The sequence below is a fragment of the Malikia spinosa genome (assembly GCF_002980625.1).
Taxonomy (GTDB): Bacteria; Pseudomonadota; Gammaproteobacteria; order Burkholderiales; family Burkholderiaceae_C; genus Malikia; species Malikia spinosa.
Genome location: NZ_PVLR01000043.1, coordinates 12,972 through 30,597, shown reverse-complemented (window position 1 = coordinate 30,597; position 17,626 = coordinate 12,972). Strand labels below are relative to the sequence as shown.

17 protein-coding genes are annotated in these 17,626 nt (G+C 68.2%); 10 read left to right on the top strand and 7 right to left on the bottom strand.

The window, feature by feature from the left end; all coding sequences use genetic code 11:
- Positions 1 to 2 precede the first annotated feature (2 nt).
- The 4 genes from C6P61_RS13955 to mgrA are packed head-to-tail and all read left to right on the top strand — an operon-like array spanning position 3 to position 3,879.
- Complete coding sequence (locus tag C6P61_RS13955; protein WP_105730540.1) at positions 3 to 881, top strand: carbohydrate ABC transporter permease; 879 nt, start codon at positions 3 to 5, stop codon at positions 879 to 881.
- Positions 878 to 1,732, top strand: coding sequence for a carbohydrate ABC transporter permease (locus C6P61_RS13950; RefSeq protein ID WP_105730539.1), 855 nt, complete (start codon positions 878 to 880; stop codon positions 1,730 to 1,732). The genes C6P61_RS13955 and C6P61_RS13950 overlap by 4 nt, the downstream gene beginning before the upstream one ends.
- An 11-nt stretch (positions 1,733 to 1,743) precedes the next feature.
- Positions 1,744 to 2,817: an ABC transporter ATP-binding protein gene (locus tag C6P61_RS13945; RefSeq protein WP_105730538.1), complete on the top strand. Its 1,074-nt coding sequence runs from the start codon at positions 1,744 to 1,746 to the stop codon at positions 2,815 to 2,817.
- Between the two features lie 21 nt (positions 2,818 to 2,838).
- On the top strand, positions 2,839 to 3,879 hold the full coding sequence (gene mgrA, locus C6P61_RS13940; RefSeq protein WP_105730537.1) for an L-glyceraldehyde 3-phosphate reductase: 1,041 nt from the start codon (positions 2,839 to 2,841) through the stop codon (positions 3,877 to 3,879).
- A gap of 76 nt (positions 3,880 to 3,955) precedes the next feature.
- On the opposite strand, the gene C6P61_RS13935 is transcribed toward mgrA, so the two are convergent.
- Together C6P61_RS13935 and gntR are read right to left on the bottom strand one after the other, a co-directional pair.
- On the bottom strand, positions 3,956 to 4,237 hold the full coding sequence (locus tag C6P61_RS13935) for a hypothetical protein (RefSeq protein WP_105730536.1): 282 nt from the start codon (positions 4,235 to 4,237) through the stop codon (positions 3,956 to 3,958).
- A gap of 90 nt (positions 4,238 to 4,327) precedes the next feature.
- Positions 4,328 to 5,353, bottom strand: a complete 1,026-nt coding sequence (gene gntR, locus C6P61_RS13930; RefSeq protein ID WP_105730535.1) for an HTH-type transcriptional regulator GntR — start codon at positions 5,351 to 5,353, stop codon at positions 4,328 to 4,330.
- 187 nt (positions 5,354 to 5,540) lie between these two features.
- Between gntR and C6P61_RS13925 the strand changes: the two genes are divergently transcribed.
- The 4 genes from C6P61_RS13925 to C6P61_RS13910 are packed head-to-tail and all read left to right on the top strand — an operon-like array spanning position 5,541 to position 8,908.
- Positions 5,541 to 6,047, top strand: a complete 507-nt coding sequence (locus tag C6P61_RS13925) for a gluconokinase (protein WP_244908938.1) — start codon at positions 5,541 to 5,543, stop codon at positions 6,045 to 6,047.
- Positions 6,044 to 6,547 carry a TRAP transporter small permease gene (locus C6P61_RS13920; protein WP_105730534.1) on the top strand — a complete coding sequence of 168 codons (504 nt, stop codon included), beginning with the start codon at positions 6,044 to 6,046 and terminating at the stop codon, positions 6,545 to 6,547. Before C6P61_RS13925 ends, C6P61_RS13920 begins: the two co-directional genes overlap by 4 nt.
- A gap of 4 nt (positions 6,548 to 6,551) precedes the next feature.
- A complete protein-coding gene (locus C6P61_RS13915; protein WP_105730533.1) occupies positions 6,552 to 7,844 on the top strand; it encodes a TRAP transporter large permease in 1,293 nt (430 codons plus the stop codon).
- Between the two features lie 44 nt (positions 7,845 to 7,888).
- Positions 7,889 to 8,908 carry a TRAP transporter substrate-binding protein gene (locus C6P61_RS13910; protein ID WP_105730532.1) on the top strand — a complete coding sequence of 340 codons (1,020 nt, stop codon included), beginning with the start codon at positions 7,889 to 7,891 and terminating at the stop codon, positions 8,906 to 8,908.
- Positions 8,909 to 8,924: 16 nt separating this feature from the next.
- On the opposite strand, the gene C6P61_RS13905 is transcribed toward C6P61_RS13910, so the two are convergent.
- On the bottom strand, positions 8,925 to 10,448 hold the full coding sequence (locus tag C6P61_RS13905) for a CoA-acylating methylmalonate-semialdehyde dehydrogenase (RefSeq protein ID WP_105730531.1): 1,524 nt from the start codon (positions 10,446 to 10,448) through the stop codon (positions 8,925 to 8,927).
- Between the two features lie 101 nt (positions 10,449 to 10,549).
- Between C6P61_RS13905 and C6P61_RS13900 the strand changes: the two genes are divergently transcribed.
- The gene (locus C6P61_RS13900; RefSeq protein ID WP_105730530.1) at positions 10,550 to 11,491 is read left to right on the top strand and encodes a LysR family transcriptional regulator; all 942 of its coding nucleotides are present in this window, start codon (positions 10,550 to 10,552) and stop codon (positions 11,489 to 11,491) included.
- A gap of 9 nt (positions 11,492 to 11,500) precedes the next feature.
- Here C6P61_RS13900 and C6P61_RS13895 read toward each other — a convergent pair whose 3' ends face one another.
- On the bottom strand, positions 11,501 to 12,532 hold the full coding sequence (locus C6P61_RS13895) for a LacI family DNA-binding transcriptional regulator (protein WP_211296983.1): 1,032 nt from the start codon (positions 12,530 to 12,532) through the stop codon (positions 11,501 to 11,503).
- A 134-nt stretch (positions 12,533 to 12,666) separates the two neighbouring features.
- Between C6P61_RS13895 and C6P61_RS13890 the strand changes: the two genes are divergently transcribed.
- Complete coding sequence (locus tag C6P61_RS13890; RefSeq protein WP_105730528.1) at positions 12,667 to 13,869, top strand: phytanoyl-CoA dioxygenase family protein; 1,203 nt, start codon at positions 12,667 to 12,669, stop codon at positions 13,867 to 13,869.
- A 61-nt stretch (positions 13,870 to 13,930) separates the two neighbouring features.
- On the opposite strand, the gene iolB is transcribed toward C6P61_RS13890, so the two are convergent.
- The 3 genes from iolB to iolD form a co-directional block, all read right to left on the bottom strand.
- Positions 13,931 to 14,740 (bottom strand): 5-deoxy-glucuronate isomerase, encoded by an 810-nt coding sequence (gene iolB, locus C6P61_RS13885; protein ID WP_105730565.1) that lies wholly within the window; start codon positions 14,738 to 14,740, stop codon positions 13,931 to 13,933.
- 13 nt (positions 14,741 to 14,753) lie between these two features.
- Complete coding sequence (iolE, locus tag C6P61_RS13880; protein ID WP_105730527.1) at positions 14,754 to 15,680, bottom strand: myo-inosose-2 dehydratase; 927 nt, start codon at positions 15,678 to 15,680, stop codon at positions 14,754 to 14,756.
- A 78-nt stretch (positions 15,681 to 15,758) separates the two neighbouring features.
- Positions 15,759 to 17,624 (bottom strand): 3D-(3,5/4)-trihydroxycyclohexane-1,2-dione acylhydrolase (decyclizing), encoded by a 1,866-nt coding sequence (gene iolD / locus C6P61_RS13875; protein ID WP_105730526.1) that lies wholly within the window; start codon positions 17,622 to 17,624, stop codon positions 15,759 to 15,761.
- Positions 17,625 to 17,626: the final 2 nt, after the last annotated feature.

Sequence of the window (17,626 nt, the reverse complement as noted above, 5' to 3'; positions counted from 1 at the left end):
CCATGTCCGCCACCACCCGCTCCTCCGGCCCCTGGTTACCCAGGCTGGTCGTCGCGCCCAGCTTCCTGCTGTCGCTGCTGTTCATCTACGGCCTGATGGCCTGGAACGGCTACCTGTCGTTCTCGGCCTCGCGCATCCTGCCCAACTACGACTTCGTCGGGCTGGCGCAGTACCAGGCCCTGTTTGACAACGAGCGCTTCCGGGTCGCGATGGGCAACCTCGCCATCTTCGGCGTGCTGTTCATCGGTGGCGCGATGGCCGTGGGCGTGGTGTTGGCAATCCTGCTGGACCAGAAGGTGCGTGGCGAAGGCCTGCTGCGCACCATCTACCTCTACCCGATGGCGATCTCGTTCATCGTCACCGGCACCGCCTGGAAATGGATGCTGAATCCGGGCCAGGGCCTGGAGCACCTGATGCACCAGTGGGGCTTCGAGAACTTCAGCTTCGACTGGCTGATCAACCCCGAGATGGCGATCTATTGCGTCGTGATCGCGGGTGTCTGGCAAAGCGCGGGCTTCGTGATGGCCTTGTTCCTGGCCGCGCTGCGCGGCGTGGACGAATCGATCATCAAGGCCGCGCAGGTCGACGGCGCCAGCCTGCCACGCATCTACTGGAGCATCATCCTGCCGAGCCTGCGGCCGGTGTTCTTCAGCACGCTGCTGGTGGTCAGCCACCTGGCCATCAAGAGCTTCGACCTCGTGATGGCACTGACCTCGGGCGGTCCGGGCTTCGCGACCGACCTGCCCGCCACCTTCATGTACGCCCACGCCTTCACGCGCGGCCAGATCGGCCTCGGCGCCGCCAGCGCGACCGTGATGCTGGCCACCGTGGCCGCCATCGTCGTGCCCTACCTCTATTCGGAATTGCGAGCCAAGCGATGAACCGACTCACCCTTCACCGCCTGCTGCTGTGGGCCGTCCTGCTGATCTTCGCGGCCTGGTTCCTGACCCCGCTCTACGTGATGGTCGTGACCTCGCTCAAGGATGCCGAGCAGCTGCGCGTCGGTCACCTGCTGAGCCTGCCGACCGCGCCCACGCTCGACGCCTGGAGCAAGGCCTGGAGCAGCGCCTGCACCGGCGTGCAATGCGAGGGCCTGCAGCCCTTCTTCTGGAACTCGGTCATCACGGTGGTGCCGGCGGTGCTGGTCTCGACCCTGCTCGGCGCGCTCAACGGCTATGTGTTGTCGAAGTGGAAGTTCCCGGGCAGCGAAACCCTGTTCGCCTTCATGCTGTTCGGCGTCTTCATGCCGATGCAGGTGGTGCTGCTGCCGATGAGCCAGGTGCTGGGCTGGCTCGGCATCGCCAGCTCGGTCTGGGGCCTGGTGTTCGTGCATGTGCTGGCCGGCATCCCGTCGACCACGCTGTTCTTTCGCAACTACTACGTCGGCCTGCCTGACGAGCTGATCAAGGCCGCCATGCTCGACGGCGCCAGCTTCTGGCAGATCTTCCGCCGCATCGTGCTGCCGCTCTCGACGCCGATCCTGGTCGTCACGCTGATCTGGCAGTTCACCAACATCTGGAACGACTTCCTGTACGGCGTGGTGTTCTCGGGTGCCGACAGCAAGCCGATCACGGTCGGCCTGAACAACCTGGCCAACACCAGCAGCAGCGTCAAGGAATACCACGTCGACATGGCCGCCGCGCTGATCGCCGCCATGCCGACGCTGATCGTCTACATCGTCGCAGGCAAGTTTTTCGTGCGTGGGCTGACCGCCGGCGCCGTCAAGGGATAAAAGGAAAAGTCATGGGCGCACTCGCCATCCGCAACGTTCGCAAGTCCTACAACGAGACCACCCACATCCTCAAGGGCATCGACCTCGAGATCGAGGCCGGCGAATTCCTGATCCTGGTCGGCCCCTCGGGCTGCGGCAAGTCCACCTTGCTGGGCATGATCGCCGGCCTGGACCACCCGAGCACGGGGAGCATCCACATCGCCGACCGCGACGTGACGAATCTGCCGAGCAAGGACCGCGACATCGCCATGGTGTTCCAGAGCTACGCGCTCTACCCGAACATGAGCGTGGCGCAGAACATCGCCTTCGGCCTCGAAATCCGCAAGGTGCCCAAGCCCGAGCGCGAGGCCGCGGTGCAGCGCGTGGCGCAGATGCTGCAGATCGGCCATCTGCTCGACCGCAAGCCGGGTCAGCTCTCGGGCGGCCAGCGCCAGCGCGTCGCGATGGGCCGGGCCCTGGCGCGCGACCCCAAGCTGTTCCTGTTCGACGAGCCGCTGTCCAACCTCGACGCCAAGCTGCGCGTCGAGATGCGCGCCGAGATCAAGCAGCTGCACCAGCGCACCCGCACCACCACCGTCTACGTCACGCACGACCAGGTCGAGGCCATGACGCTGGGCGACCGGATCGCGGTCATGAAGGACGGTCTGGTGCAGCAGTTCGGCAGCCCGGCCGACATCTACCGCCGCCCGGCCAACCGCTTCGTGGCCGAGTTCATCGGCTCGCCGGCGATGAACATGCTCGACGCCCTGCACCACGACGAGCAGCTGCTCGCGCATGGCAGCGCATTGGAGCTGAGCCCGCGCCAGCGCGCGGCGCTGTCGATCCACGGCGGCAGCGAACTGGTCTATGGCCTGCGCCCGGAGGACATCCGCCTGAGCGAGCAGGGTCTGGCCGGCACGCTGACCATGATCGAGCCGACCGGCCCCGAAACCTATGCCACGGTCGATACCGCGGTCGGTTCGCTGACCGCGCGCATCCCGGGCCTGCTGGCGGCCCAGGTCGGCGACAGCGTCCACCTGCAATGGTCGGCCGAGGACGCGCACCTGTTCGACCGCGCCAGCGGCGAACGGGTCAAGGGCGCCTGAGCCCAGAAAGAGAGACCCGCCATGTACTCCGCCTCGCCCTCACGCTACGACACCATGAGCTACCGCCGCTGCGGCCGCAGCGGCCTGCAGCTGCCGGCCATCACGCTCGGCCTGTGGCACAACTTCGGCGACAGCACCCCGTTCGAGACCCAGCGCGCGATGCTGCGCACCGCGTTCGACCTCGGCATCACCCATTTCGACCTGGCCAACAACTACGGCCCGCCCTACGGCAGCGCCGAGACCAACTTCGGCGAACACCTGCGGCGCGACTTCAAGCCCTATCGCGACGAACTGCTGATCTCGAGCAAGGCGGGCTGGGACATGTGGCCCGGCCCCTACGGCCAGGGCGGCGGCTCGCGCAAGTACGTGCTGGCCAGCCTGGACCAGAGCCTGCAGCGCATGGGGCTGGACTATGTCGACATCTTCTACTCGCACCGCTTCGACCCCGACACCCCGCTGGAGGAAACCTGCGGCGCGCTGGCCAGCGCAGTGCAGCAGGGCAAGGCGCTCTATGTCGGCATCTCGAGCTACTCGGCCGGCAAGACACGCGAGGCCGCCGCGCTGCTGCGCGCCATGGGCGTGCCGCTGCTGATCCACCAGCCCTCCTACAGCCTGATGAACCGCTGGGTCGAGGAAGATCTGCTCGACACCCTGGGCGAGCTGGGCACCGGCTGCATCGCCTTCAGCCCGCTGGCCCAGGGCCTGCTGACCAGCAAGTACCTGAACGGCGTGCCGCAGGATGCGCGCATCAACCGCCCGGGCGGCGCCTCGTTCAAGGCCGAGCACCTGAGCGAGGCCAACCTGCGGCATGTGCGCGCGCTGAACCAGATCGCCCAAGCGCGCGGCCAGAGCCTGGCCCAGATGGCGGTGGCCTGGGTGCTGCGCCACCCCGAGATGACTTCGGCCCTGATCGGCGCCAGCCGCCCGGAGCAGATCACGGAACTGGCCGGCGCGCTGCAGAACCTGCAGTTCAGCGCCGAGGAGCTGGCCGCGATCGACCAGCATGCGGTCGAAGGCGGCATCAACCTCTGGCAGCGACCCTCGACCGACCTGCGGCCCTGAGAGAGGACGGGCTGCGCGCGACCATCATCAGGCCCAGGCCACACCTAGGCCACGACCCGGCCAGGCGGCCGGCTGTTCATGCGCGGGCCGCGTGCTCGTATTCGTGGCGATCAGCCGCGGCGTAGAGTTCCTGCGCAAAATCCGGGTCGGTCTTGAGCAGGTCGTCGGCCATCGCGCGCACGCGTTCGGCTTCCTGGAAGGCGGTCAGCACCGGTGCGGTCGCGGCGGCAGCCGGCGCGCGCCGGCTGGTGAACAGTCGGGCGGCCAGGCGCTGGCAGCCAGCCAGGAAGGATGCCTTGCGGGCCCGGACCGGGGCGGCGGCGGACGGGATCAGGGGAATGAAGACGGCGCTGCTCATGGCGATACTCCTGCAAAGCGATCATTGAATATGGTGCAGTACAGTATAGGGTAAACCCTAATTCCAGTAAAGCCCCGGAGCCTTTGTCCTTCAGGTGCTGCCGCGCACCAGCAGCTCGTAGCCCAGGTCGACCGAGGACGGCTGCACCGGCTGGCCCGTCATCAGCGCCAGCAGCATCTGTGCCGCCGCGCTGCCGATCTCGGCGCGCGGCGTGCGCACCGTGGTCAGGGGCGGCAGCATCTGGTCGCTGCCGGTCAGGTCGTTGAAGCCGGCAACCGCGACCCGGCCCGGCACGGCCACCCCCAGGCGCAGCGCCGCCAGCAGCGCGCCCTGCGCCAAGTCGTCGTTGTTGAAGAAGACGGCGTCGATGCCGGGGTCATGCGCCAGCAGGCGCTCGAACATCGCCCCGCCGAGCGCGATCGAGGACGGTGCCGGGTCCAGCCATTCGAGCGCCGGCTGGTACAGGCCGACCGCCTCAAGTTCGTGCCGCCAGCCGGCCAGCCGCTGCAGCGTGCGCGGGTCGAGCTGGGCGGCGGCGAAGGCGATGCGCCGGCGCCCGCGCGCCAGCAGATGCCGGGTCATGGCGGCGCCGGCCTCCTGCTGCGAGAAGCCCACGCAGTGCAGCCCGGGCTGGTCCGAGGCCTCCATCAGGTAGACACAGGGCACGCCGCTGCGCTCGATCAGCGCGCGCGTGGCGTCGCTGCGTTCGAGCCCGGTCACCAGCAGCCCGGCCGGGCGGTGCAGCAGTTGCTCGCGCAGCAGCTGCTCCTCCTCGGCCGGGTCGTAGTGCGTGATGCCGATCAGCGTCTGGTAGCCGGCCGGGCGCAGCGTGCGCTGCACCGCCTCGAGCAGGTCGACGAACAGGGCGTTGGACAGCAGCGGAATCAGCACCGTGACATGGCTGCTGTGGCGCGAGGCAAGCGCGCGCGCGGCCGGGTCGGGCAGGTAGCCCAGCGCGTCGACCGCCGCCTTGACGCGCTCGACCAGCTGCGGATCGACCGCGCGCTCGCCGCGCAGCGCGCGCGAGACGGTCATCGGGCTGACGCCGGCGCGCTGGGCCACGTCGGCCAGGGTGATGCGCCCGGTGGCGCGGGAACGGGAGGCAGGCTGGCTCATGTCTAGGGTAAACCCCTGGTTGGCAGATGTTCGAAAACCGATAGGATAGCGCTACCCAAAGGCGGGCCGCAAGGGAAATACCCTCGCTCGGTCGCATTGAGCTGCTTGTGCGCAGCGCGACCGGTCGATTTTCGACTTCCCAGGCCCCGCCGCTTTTTTCAACTCCATGAGATAGCGCTATCCCAACATGAGCCACCAGATCGTCATCATGGGCGTGGCCGGCTGCGGCAAATCCAGCCTGGCCACGCTCGTCGCCCAGACCCAGGGCCTGAGCCTGATCGAGGGCGACGACTTCCACAGCGCCGACAGCCGCGCCAAGATGAGCCAGGGCATCGCGCTGACCGATGCCGACCGCGCAGGCTGGCTGAGCCGGCTCGGCGAGGAACTGCGCCAGCACGCGGACGGCGCGGTGCTGAGCTGCTCGGCGCTCAAGCGCCAGTACCGCGAGCGGCTGCGCGCGGCCGCACCCGACCTGCGCTTTGTCTTCCTCGAGATCGGACGCGAGCAAGCACAGCAGCGCGTGAGCGCCCGGGCCCCGCAGCATTTCTTCTCGACCAGCCTGGTCGACAGCCAGTTCGCCACGCTCGAGTCCCCGCTCGGAGAAGCGCGGGTGCTGCGCCTCGACGCCACCGCCCCGCTGCCACAACTGCAAGCCGAGGTCGCAGCCTGGCTGCAGCAAGGAGAGACGGCATGAGCCCGGACAACACCCCGGCCCCGCGCCTGCAACGGCTGACCCAGTTCGCCATGGCCGCCTGCCTGGGCGTGATGGCGGTCGCAGTGTTCGTCAACGTCGTGCTGCGCTACGGCTTTGGCAGCGGCGTGGCCGCCAGCGAGGAACTGTCGCGGCTGCTGTTCGTCTGGATGGTCTTCATCGGCGCGACCGCGGCCTACCCGGCCGGCGAGCACATGGCTTTTACCAGCCTGATCGGCCTGCTGCGCCGGCACCGGACCGCGATGCTGCTGGCCACCGCCGTGATCCGGCTGCTGGTCGTGACCGGCGCCGGCCTGGTGGCCCACGGCGCCTGGCAGCAGGTCATGGTCGGCCTCGACAGCCACTCGGTGGTGCTGGGCTACCCGACCGCCCTGCTGCCGCTGCCGGCCTTCCTGAGCGCCGCCGCGATCGGCGTGATGGCGCTGATCGAATTGTTCAAACGCCAGCCGCTGGACCTCGGCCACGGCGTCGAAGTGGAGTGAAACCATGAGCCCCGAAGGATTGGCCTTTATCGTGTTCGTCGGCGGCATGCTGCTGCTGATGGGCATCGGCATGAACATGGCGCTGGCGCTGGTGTTGACCGGCGCGGGCATGGCCTGGGTGCTGGATTTCTGGGACACCCAGCTGCTGGCGCAGAACCTGGTCGCCGGCATCGACAGCTTTCCGCTGCTGGCCGTGCCCTTCTTCATCCTGGCCGGCGAGCTGATGAACTCGGGCGGCATCAGCCGGCGCATCATCGCGATGGCGCAGGCCTGGGTCGGCCATATCCACGGCGGACTCGGCTTCGTCGCGATCGGCGCCGCGGTGCTGATGGCCAGCATGAGCGGCTCGGCGCTGGCTGATACCGCCGCGCTGGCGACCATCCTGCTGCCGATGATGAAGCAGCAGGGCTATCCGATGAACACCTCGGCCGGCCTGATCGCCTCGGGCGGCATCATCGCGCCGATCATCCCGCCGTCGATGCCGTTCGTGATCTACGGCGTGACGACCAACACCTCGATCTCGGCGCTGTTCCTGTCGGGCATCGTGCCGGGCCTGCTGATGGGAGCCGGCCTGATCGTGACCTGGAAGCTGATCCTGCGCCGCATCGAGCTGCCCGCCGGCGAGCCGCTGCCGCTGTCCGAGCGCCTGCGCATCACGGCCAAGGCGTTCTGGGCCCTGCTGATGCCGCTGATCATCATCGGCGGCATGAAGACCGGCATCTTCACGCCGACCGAGGCGGCGGTGGTCGCGGCCTTCTACGCCCTGTTCGTCGCACTGGCGATCCACCGCGAGATGAAGCTGGCCGAGATCGGTCCGGTGCTGGTGCGCGCGGCCAAGACCACCTCGATCGTGATGTTCCTGTGTGCCGGCGCCCAGGTCGCGAGCTACATGATCACGCTGGCCGACCTGCCCGGCGTGCTGACCGGCTGGCTCGGTCCGCTGGTCGAGAGCCCGCGCCTGCTGATGACGGTGATGATGCTGGCGCTGGTGCTGATCGGCACCGCGCTCGACCTGACGCCGACCATCCTGATCTTCGCGCCGGTGATGCTGCCGATCGCGATCAAGGCCGGCATCGACCCGGTCTACTTCGGCCTGATGTTCGTGCTCAACGGCGCCATCGGCCTGATCACGCCGCCGGTGGGCACGGTGCTCAACGTCGTCGCCGGCGTCGGGCGGCTGTCGCTGCACCAGGTGATCAAGGGGGTCAATCCGTTCTTGCTGACCTATGTGCTGATCCTCGCGCTTTTCGTCGTGTTCCCCCAGATCGTGACCGCGCCCGTGGCGTGGATGCGTTAACCGTTCAAACCCCGCCAGAATTGGCTTTCCTCCAGGAGACTCCCATGACTATGTTCCGTCGCACCCTCGTGACCACGGCTGCCGCGCTGGCGCTGGCAGCGCCCTTCATGGCCCAGGCGCAGGACTTCAAGCCGCGCCTGATCCGCTTCGGCTACGGCCTCAACGAGCAGAGCAACCAGGGCCGCGCCGCCAAGCTGTTCGCCGAGCAGGTCGAGAAGGCGTCGGGCGGCAAGATGCGGGTGCGCGCGATCGGCGCGGCCGCGCTCGGGCCCGATACCCAGATGCAGCAGGCGCTGATCGGCGGCGCGCAGGAGATGATGGTCGGCTCGACCGCGACCCTGGTCGGCATCAGCAAGGAAATGGCGCTGTGGGACACGCCCTTCCTGTTCAACAGCGCCAAGGAAGCCGACGCCCTGCTCGACGGCCCGGTCGGCGACAAGGTGCGCGCCAAGCTGCAGGACAAGGGCCTGGTCGGCCTGGTCTACTGGGAGAACGGTTTTCGCAACCTGACCAACAGCAAGCGCCCGATCAGCAAGATGGAGGACCTGTCGGGCATCAAGCTGCGCGTGATGCAGAACAACGTCTTCCTCGACAGCTTCAAGACCCTGGGCACCAACGCGGTGCCGCTGGCCTTCTCGGAGCTGTTCGGCGCGCTCGAGACCGGCACCGTCGACGGCCAGGAAAACCCGTTCAACACCATCCTGTCGAGCAAGTTCTACGAGGTGCAGAAGTACCTGACCGTGACCAACCATGTCTACAGCCCGTGGATCGTGCTGGTCAGCAAGAAATGGTGGGACGGCCTGTCGGCGGCCGAGCAGAAGGTGCTGATGGACGCCGCCAAGGCCAGCCGCGACTTCGAGCGCCAGGACACCCGCAAGGAGGCCGCCGGTGCCGTCGCCGAACTCAAGAAGAAGGGCATGCAGGTCAACGAGCTCTCGCCGGCCGAGGCCGCCCGCATGCGCAGCAACCTGACCCGGGTCTACGCCTCGATCGGCGCCAGCGTCGGCATGGAGCTCTGGAACGAGACCCAGGCCGAGCTCGCCAAGCTGCGCGGCAAGAAGTGAGCGCGGCGCCTGCGGCTTACTTGGCCGTCGGCATCACGAACTCGGCGCCCTTGGCAATGCTCTCGGGCCAGCGCTGCATGACCGACTTCTGCTTGGTGTAGAAGCGCACGCCCTCCTCGCCATAGGCGTGCATGTCGCCAAACAGGCTGCGCTTCCAGCCGCCAAAGCCATGCCAGGCCATCGGCACCGGGATCGGCACGTTGATGCCGACCATGCCGACCTGGATGCGGCGCGCGAACTCGCGGGCCACGTTGCCGTCACGGGTGAAGCAGGCGGTGCCGTTGCCGAACTCGTGGTCGTTGATCAGCTGCACCGCGGTGCCGAAGTCGGGCACGCGCACGCAGGCCAGCACCGGGCCGAAGATCTCTTCCTGGTAGATCTTCATCTCGGGCGTGACATGGTCGAACAGCGTGCCGCCGAGCCAGAAGCCGTTGTCGCAGCCCGCGCCGGCCTGGGCGCCGTCAAAGCCGCGGCCGTCGACCAGCAGCTGGGCGCCTTCCTGCACGCCAGCCTCGATGTAGCCGCTGATGCGCTGGCGCGCCGCGTCGGTCACGATCGGGCCCATCTCGGCCGCCAGGTTCATGCCGTCGAGCACCTGCAAGGTCTTGGTGCGCTCGAGCAGCTTGGGGATCACTTTGTCGGCCACGTCGCCGACCAGCACCGCCACGCTGATGGCCATGCAGCGCTCGCCAGCCGAGCCGTAGCCGGCGCCGATCAGCGCATCGACCACCTGGTCGATGTCGGCGTCGGGCATCACGACCATGTGGTTCTTGGCGCCGCCCAGCGCCTGCACCCGCTTGCCGTGGTGGGCGCCGGTCTCGTAGATGTAGTTGGCGATCGGGGTCGAGCCGACGAAGCTGATCGCCTTGACGTCCGGGTGCACCAGCAGCGCATCGACCGCTTCCTTGTCGCCCTGCACCACGTTGAAGACGCCATCGGGCAGGCCGGCCTGCTTGAGCAGGCCGGCGATGAACAGCGAGGGCGACGGATCGGTCGGGCTGGGCTTGAGCACGAAGGTGTTGCCGGCGGCGATCGCGACCGGGAACATCCACATCGGCACCATGACCGGGAAGTTGAACGGCGTGATGCCGGCGACCACGCCGAGCGCCTGGCGCATGGTCCAGTTGTCGATGCCGGTCGAGACCTGCTCGGTGTAGTCGCCCTTGAGCAGCTGCGGGATGCCGCAGGCGAACTCGACGATGTCGATGCCGCGCGCGACCTCACCCTGCGCGTCGGTGAAAACCTTGCCGTGCTCGGCCGTGATCATGGCGGCCAGCTCATCCTTGCGCTGGTTCAGCAGTTCGAGGAACTTGAACATCACGCGGGCGCGGCGGATCGGCGGCGTCTCGGACCAGGCCGGGAAGGCGGCGGCGGCGGCGGCGACGGCGCTGTCGACATCCTGCACATTGCCCAGGCGCACCTGGCGCGCCACGGCGCCGGTGGCGGGGTTGTAGACCGGCTGGGTCCGGCTGCCGCTGCCGGTAGTGCGCTGGCCGGCGATGAACTGGGCGATTTCGCTGCTGTCGGTGTAAGGGGTCATGGGTGTCTCCTGTTGTGGTTGGAGACAGTGTAGAAATCGCCCGCACAGCTGCCTAGACCGCCAGACTGAACAGATTGTTTGATATATTGAACAATCAAATCATGGAACAACAAAAAGTCGAACAACTCTGGGGCCATCTGCACTGGCTCACGGTGCTGTCCCAGCAGGGCAGCTTCACGGCCGCGGCCGATCGGCTCGGGGTCAGCAAGGCCGCGATGAGCCAGCGCGTGGCCGAGCTTGAGCGGGTGGCCGGGGTGGCGCTGGTGCGGCGCACGACGCGCAGCGTGCGCCTGACCGAGGCCGGCCAGCGTCTGGTCGACGACACGCGCGGCGCGTTCGAGCAGATCGCCCAGAGCTTCGCCCAGGTGCGCGACCTGGCGGGCACGCCGCGCGGGCTGGTGCGCGTGACGGCGCCGGTGGCGTTCGCGCGCCAGCAACTGGTGCCGCTGCTGGCCGACTTCCTGCGCCAGTATCCCGAGGTGAGGATCGAGCTGGACCTGTCGGACCGGCTGGCGTCGCTGGCGACCGAAGGCTTTGATCTGGCGATCCGCCACAGCGCCACCGCGCCCGACACCCATGTGGCCTGGACCCTGTGCGAGACGCAGTCGGTGCTGGTAGCGACCCGGGCCTACCTGAGTCGGATGGGGTCGCCACAGCAGCCGCAGGAGCTGCTGGGACACAACTGCCTGCATTACCCGCGCTCGCAGGACCGGCCGGCCTGGACACTGGAAAAGCGCGATCCGGCCGGGCAAGAGCGCGTGACGGTGCAGATCAGCGGCTCGCTGGCGGCCAACAACAGCGAGGCCTTGCGCGACGCCGCACTGGCGGGACTCGGCATCGCGCTGCTGCCCGACTTCAGCGCCCAGGCCGGCCTGCAGGCCGGCGAGCTGGTGCGGGTGCTGCCGGACTGGACGCCGGTCGACTCGTTTGCCGGACAGCTCCATGCGATCCGGCCCTACTCGGCCCATGTGCCGCGCGCCGTCAGCGCGCTGGTGGCGTTCCTGCGCGAGCGGCTGGCACCCGGCTTTGGCGCCGGGCTGTAAGCCGGCCCGTCACCGGTCAGGACCGCCGCGACGCAGGACGGCCGCGGGCAGGTTGAAGGGCGTGATCACCTCGACATTCGAGCGCCTGGGCACCTGGGCGCTGCCCGGGTTGCCATGGATCTGCTGCAGCAGCAGGCAGGCCATGTGCAGGTCATGCTCGAGATCATGGTGCAGCAGCGCCGACAGCCGCCCGCCACGCAGCAGCGCCAGGTTGTCGTCGTCGAGGTCATGCCCGATGAAGACACGGCAGCTACGGCCAGCGCGCTCGAAGGCCGACAGGATGGCGGCGTTGGCGCCCCCGACCGAATACACCGCCGCCAGCCCGGGCTGGCTGGCCAGCAGCTGGCTCACCGCCGCGTCGGTCGGCCCGTGCAGCCCGAGTCCGGCGTCAAGCACATGCACCCGACAAGCCGGCAGCAGCGCGGCCATCGATGCGCGAAAGGCATCGATGCGCTCGCCTTCGCCCTGGAAACGCTGCCCGCTGCTCGACACCAGCAGATCGACGGCCTGGCCGCCCAGCCATTGCGCCATCAGGTAGACCGCCGTCTGGCCGGCGCAGTGGTTGTCCAGCCCGACATAGGCCTGGCGCGGCGCGCCTTGCAAGTCGGTGACCAGGGTGATGACCGGGATGCCGCGCTGCTGCAGGCGGATCACCGCAGCGGCCACCGCCGGCAGGTCCGGCGCCTTGAGCAGCACGCCATGGCTGCCGCGGCGCGCGATCGCATCAAGCAAGGCCACCAACTCGTCAACGCCCATGGTCTCGGCCAGATGGTCGCGCGCGCGAAACACCGCCGGCTGCGCGCGCTGCATGGCGCCGTCGAGCGCGGTGCGGACCATGCGCGAAAAGCGGACCGGCGCCTCCATGACCAGGTCGATCAGGAAACGCCGGCCCTTGAGGCCCACCTGCTGGTGCTGGCGCTCGAGTTCGGCACAAGCCTGCTGCACCCGCCTTTGCGTGGCCGCTCGCACGCCCGGGCGTTGGTGCAACACGCGGTCGACCGTCGCCAGGCTGACGCCGGCCTGCAGGGCGATTTCCTTCATGGCATGGGGATGGGGCATTGGCTTCAAACCGGGTATGGACACCAGCGTGATTCTGAGGTGTTTTTGAGGTGTCGGCGCGCCTGTGCAAGACACGGCGCTGCATAGACTGGGCACCTCAGCCACCCGGAGATCCCATGCCAAGCACCGCCTGCCCTGCCCATCCCACCTACCCCGCCTACCCCGCCTACCTTTCAGCCGCGGACGCCCGACTCGAGGACTTGCAGCAACTCGTGAACCAGCGAACCGATCCGCGCTGCTGCCCGCATGCGGCGCAGATAGCGGACGAGGTACCAATCTACGACTGCGCCTCGATGCGCGAGCATCTGGGCGCCAGCGCTGATTTCCGCCAGACCCTGATGAGCGAATGGGCCTGGATCTGGCAACAGGGACCGGGACTGATCGTGCTCAAGGGCGCCTTGCCCGAACCAGAGATCATCGATGCGGTCACGCAGCGCTTCGAGGCAATCATCGCGCGCGAGCGCAGCCAGCAGCATGGCGGCGACCACTTTGCCAAGGCCGGCGCGAACGACAGGATCTGGAACGCGCTCGAAAAGCTCTGCCTGCTCGACCCCGGGCTGTTTGCCCGCTACTACTCGAACGACATGATCGCACTGGCCAGCCAGGCCTGGCTCGGACCCGGCTACCAGATCACCTCGCAGGTCAACAGCGTGCGCCCCGGCGGCGCTGCCCAGACGCCGCACCGCGACTATCACCTGGGTTTCTGCACGGCGGAACAGGCCGAACGCTTTCCGGCCCATGTCCACCAGCTCTCGCCGCTGCTGACGCTGCAAGGTGCAGTCGCCCATGTCGACATGCCACTGGAAAGCGGCCCGACGCTCTACCTGCCGCATTCGCAGAAATACAGTCACGGCTACCTGGTGGCGCAGCGCACCGATTTCCGCGACTACTTCGAGCGCCAACGCGTGCAGCTGCCGCTGGACAAGGGCGACGCGGTCTTCTTCAATCCCGCGCTGCTGCACGCGGCGGGCGGGAACCGCTCGGCCGGCATCCAGCGCATGGCCAACCTGCTGCAGGTCTCGTCGGCCTTCGGTCGCGCGATGGAGTCGGTGGACCGCCCAGCCATGATGCGCGCCCTGTATCCGGAGCTGCTCGCGCAGGTGCGCGACGGCCGGCTCGACGACGCCGCCCTGGCCCGCGTCGTGGCCGCCAGCGCCGAAGGCTATGCCTTCCCGACCAACCTCGACCGCGACCCGCCGCTCGGCGGCCTGGCCCCGGCCAGCCCGCAAGCGGTGACGCTGCAGGCCTTGCGCGAAGGCTGGCCGGCCGAACAGTACCAGCATCAGATGGACCTGATGGCCGAGCGCCGCCAGAGCTGAAAACAGCAAAACTCACCCGCCTCGGACCAGCGAGGCGGGTGAATTCAGGCAGACCGCAGGCTCAGGCCTTGAGCATCCACTCGTGCGCCGGGTCGTTCTTGAAGACCCAGAAGCGGTTCGGTCCCGCCATCACGTTGAGGTAGTAGAGGTCATAGCCGTGCGGCGCCACCACCGGGTGGTAGCCGCGCGGCACCATCACGACATCATGATCCTCGACCGCGCAGGCCTCGTCGAGGCTGCGGTCATCGGTGTAGACGCGCTGGAAGGCAAAGCCCTGCGGCGGATTGAGCCGGTGGTAGTAGGTTTCCTCGAGCTGGGTCTCGATCGGCGGCTGCTCGAGGTCGTGCTTGTGCGGCGGGTAGCTCGAGGAGTGACCGGCCGGCGTCAGCACCTCGACCACCAGCAGGTGGGCGGCGGTCGGGTCGTCGTGCGGCAGGATGTCGCAGACATAGCGGGTGTTGCTGCCCTGGCCGCGCACGCTGCGGCGCATGGCCTGCGAGTCGAGCAACCGGACCTGCCGCACCTGGTCGTCGCAGGGCGCGCTGCACAGCGCCAGCTCGGCGTCGCGCCGCGCCTGGATCACGACCTGATGGCCCGACGGCACGTAGACCGCTGCCGGCGAGACCGGATCGAACACGCTGTCGCGCCGGCCCAGGCCGGCATAGGTCTGGCCGTCGACCGTGACATCGACCGTGCCGGTCAGCACCACCAGGCACAGCTCGCGCTCTTGCGTCGCGACGGTTTCCGTTTCGCCGGCACCCAGGCGCAGCGCCCGAAAACCGATATGGGTCCAGCCGGCCCGCTCGGGCGTGACCTCGACGATCTCGCGCCCGCTCGGGGCGGCCTTGGCCAGCAAATGACTTGGCATGATGCAGCTCCTTGGCTCAGGCCAGGCTGTCGACCAGGCCGCGCAGGGTCTGGTAGCCCTTTTGCGCGTAGGCGTAGCTCGGTGCCACGGCCGGGTCCTGCTCGGCCTCGACCACCAGCCAGCCCTCGTAGCCGTTGTCCTTGAGCGTCTGCAGCACTGCCGCATAGTCGATGCAGCCGTCGCCCGGCACGGTGAAGGTGCCGTTGATGACGCCGTTCAGGAAACTCCAGCTCTCGTTGCGCGCCTGCGCGATCACCTGCGGGCGCACGTCCTTGCAATGCACATGGACCACGCGCTTGACATGCTTTTGCAGCAGCTCGGCCGGGGTCAGGGCGCCGCCGAAATAGGCGTGGCCGGTATCGAACAGCAGGAACACCTTGGCCGGATCGGTCAGCTGCATCAGCCGATCGACGTCGGCCGGCGACTCGACATAGGCGCCCATGTGGTGGTGGTAGGCCAGCTTGATGCCATAGGTCTCGAGCAGATGCTGGCCGAAGGCGTTCAGGCGCTCGGCATAGGCCTGCCACTGTGCGTCGCTGGTGAACTGCGGCCGCTTGGCCACGGGGGTGTCGATCTGGCCCTGGATGGTGCCGGCGCATTCGCCGTAGACCACGACCTGGACGCCGTTGTACTGCAGCTTGCTCATGTGGGCCTGGCAGCGCTCGATCTCGGCGGCAACCGCCTGCTCGTCGCTCAGGCCGGCGGGCACTTCTGCCAGGAAGCCCGAATACCAGCCCGAGACACAGGCCAAGCCGAACTCGTCGAGCTTGGCCTTCAGGCCGGGGCCGTCCTTGGGGAACTTGTTGCCCAACTCGAAGCCCTCGTAGCCGATTTCCTTGCCTTCCTTCAGCGCGGTCTCCAGCGGGGTCTCGCCGCCCAGGGACGGCAGGTCGTCGTTCATCCACGACAGGGGGTTGATGCCGATGCGTACGTTCCAGCTCATTTGATTCTCTTCCTATCTTTTCTGAAGTGCTTGCTTGGGTCTGTCGATGGGGGTTGGATCTACTTGCAGGCCGGGGCCTCAGAGGCGCTGGCCCTGCTGGGCCTGTTCGTAACCGGCACGGGCCTGCTGGACCTCGGCGCGGTCAGAGACCTCGGGAATCGCGACCTCCCACCAGCAGCCGCCATCGGTGATGCGGGTATGGGTGGTGTCGATCACGATCACCTGGGTGCGCTTGGCGGCGCGGGCCTTGACCATCGCGGCTTTCAGCTCGGCCACATCCTTGACATGCACCGAGTCGGCGCCCATGGCGCGCGCGTGCATGGCGAAGTCGATCCGGCTGCGCTCGCCGCCCTCGGGCACGCAGTCGTCGAGCATGTTGTTGAAGCTCGGGCTGCCGGTCTTGAGCTGCAGCCGCTCGATGCAGCCATAGCCCCGGTTGTCGAGGATGACCACGATCATCTTCTTGCCCAGCAGCAGCGAGGTCGCCAGCTCGGAGTTGGCCATCATGTAGGAGCCATCACCGACGAAGACGATGCTCTCCTGCTCGGGGCGCGCCATCTTGACGCCCAGGCCGCCCGCGACCTCATAGCCCATGCAGGAATAGCCGTATTCCATGTGGTAGTTGCCGGGCTTGCTGGCGCGCCAGAGCTTGTGCAGCTCGGCCGGCAGCGTACCGGCGGCGCACAGCGCGACATCCTGCACGCCGCTGTCGAGGCCGAGCTCGGCGGCCGAGTCGCGCACAGCGCCGATCACCTCGGCGTCGTAGGGCAGCACGCCCTGCGGCAGCTGGGTCGTCAGCTCTTGGATGCGGGCATTGGTGGCGGCGGCATTGCGGCGCGCGCGCTCGGTCCAGGCCGGGTCAGCGGCCCAGCCCTGCAGCAGCGGCGCGAGCTGTTCGAGTCCGGTGCGGGCATCGGCGACCAGCGCGCTGGCGCTCCACTTGCCGGCGTCGTAGGGCTGGACGTTCAGGCTCAACAGCCGCGCATGGGCAAACAGCGCGTGCGAGCCGGTGGTGAAATCCTGTAAGCGGGTGCCGACGGCAAACACCAGGTCGGCCGAGCGCGCCAGCTCGTTGGCGCCCGAGATACCGTCGACACCGATCGCACCCAGGTTGAGCGGATGGTCCCAGGGCAGGCTGCTCTTGCCACCATGCGACTCGACCACCGGCACGCCATGCGCCTCGGCAAAGGCGCGCAGCGCGTCCCAGGCCTGGCTGTAGAGCACGCCACCGCCGACCACGATCAGCGGCTGGCGCGCCTGGCGCAGCAGCGCGGCGGCGCTGGCGAGTTCGCGCGGATCGGCCGGCGGGCGGCGGAAGCGCAGCAGCTCGGGCTGCAGGAAGCTTTCCGGGCAGTCGAACGCCATCGCCTGCACGTCCTGCGGCAGCGACAGGCAGGCCGGGCCGCAGTTGGCCGGGTCGGTCATCATCTGGATCGCACGCGGCAGCGCGGTCAGGATATGTTCGGGCCGGGTCAGCCGGTCAAAGTAGCGCGTGACCGGGCGGAAGCAGTCGCTGGCGCTGACATCGCCCTGGGCAAAGCTCTCGATCTGCTGCAGCACCGGGTCCGGGCGGCGGCTGGCGAACACGTCGCCCGGCAGCAGCAGCACCGGCAACCGGTTGACATGGGCCACGGCAGCGGCCGTCACCAGGTTGGTCGCGCCGGGGCCGATGCTGGTGCTGACCGCCAGGATGCGCTCGCGAAAGCTCGCCTTGGCATAGGCGATCGCGGCGTGGGCCATGGTCTGTTCGTTGTGGGCGCGAAAGGTCGGCAGCCGGTCGCGCTCGGCCACCAGGGCTTCGCCCATGCCGGCCACGTTGCCGTGACCGAAGATGGTGAAGACCCCGCCGCAATAGGGCTGGATCTGGCCGTCGTGGGTTTCGATGCGCAGCGCGGCCAGGTGCTTGACCAGCGCTTGCGCCAGGGTGAGTCGTTGGGTTTTCATGA

What these genes read in the sequence shown, in the direction of transcription:
- C6P61_RS13910 (WP_105730532.1), top strand. Translation starts at nt 7,889, where the DNA reads ATGACTATGTTCCGTCGCACCCTCGTGACCACGGCTGCCGCGCTGGCG.
- iolD (WP_105730526.1), bottom strand. Translation starts at nt 17,624, where the DNA reads ATGAAAACCCAACGACTCACCCTGGCGCAAGCGCTGGTCAAGCACCTG.
- mgrA (WP_105730537.1), top strand. Translation starts at nt 2,839, where the DNA reads ATGTACTCCGCCTCGCCCTCACGCTACGACACCATGAGCTACCGCCGC.
- gntR (WP_105730535.1), bottom strand. Translation starts at nt 5,353, where the DNA reads ATGAGCCAGCCTGCCTCCCGTTCCCGCGCCACCGGGCGCATCACCCTG.
- C6P61_RS13890 (WP_105730528.1), top strand. Translation starts at nt 12,667, where the DNA reads ATGCCAAGCACCGCCTGCCCTGCCCATCCCACCTACCCCGCCTACCCC.
- C6P61_RS13920 (WP_105730534.1), top strand. Translation starts at nt 6,044, where the DNA reads ATGAGCCCGGACAACACCCCGGCCCCGCGCCTGCAACGGCTGACCCAG.
- C6P61_RS13955 (WP_105730540.1), top strand. Translation starts at nt 3, where the DNA reads ATGTCCGCCACCACCCGCTCCTCCGGCCCCTGGTTACCCAGGCTGGTC.
- C6P61_RS13900 (WP_105730530.1), top strand. Translation starts at nt 10,550, where the DNA reads ATGGAACAACAAAAAGTCGAACAACTCTGGGGCCATCTGCACTGGCTC.
- C6P61_RS13925 (WP_244908938.1), top strand. Translation starts at nt 5,541, where the DNA reads ATGAGCCACCAGATCGTCATCATGGGCGTGGCCGGCTGCGGCAAATCC.
- C6P61_RS13935 (WP_105730536.1), bottom strand. Translation starts at nt 4,237, where the DNA reads ATGAGCAGCGCCGTCTTCATTCCCCTGATCCCGTCCGCCGCCGCCCCG.
- iolE (WP_105730527.1), bottom strand. Translation starts at nt 15,680, where the DNA reads ATGAGCTGGAACGTACGCATCGGCATCAACCCCCTGTCGTGGATGAAC.
- C6P61_RS13905 (WP_105730531.1), bottom strand. Translation starts at nt 10,448, where the DNA reads ATGACCCCTTACACCGACAGCAGCGAAATCGCCCAGTTCATCGCCGGC.
- C6P61_RS13945 (WP_105730538.1), top strand. Translation starts at nt 1,744, where the DNA reads ATGGGCGCACTCGCCATCCGCAACGTTCGCAAGTCCTACAACGAGACC.
- C6P61_RS13895 (WP_211296983.1), bottom strand. Translation starts at nt 12,532, where the DNA reads ATGAAGGAAATCGCCCTGCAGGCCGGCGTCAGCCTGGCGACGGTCGAC.
- C6P61_RS13950 (WP_105730539.1), top strand. Translation starts at nt 878, where the DNA reads ATGAACCGACTCACCCTTCACCGCCTGCTGCTGTGGGCCGTCCTGCTG.
- C6P61_RS13915 (WP_105730533.1), top strand. Translation starts at nt 6,552, where the DNA reads ATGAGCCCCGAAGGATTGGCCTTTATCGTGTTCGTCGGCGGCATGCTG.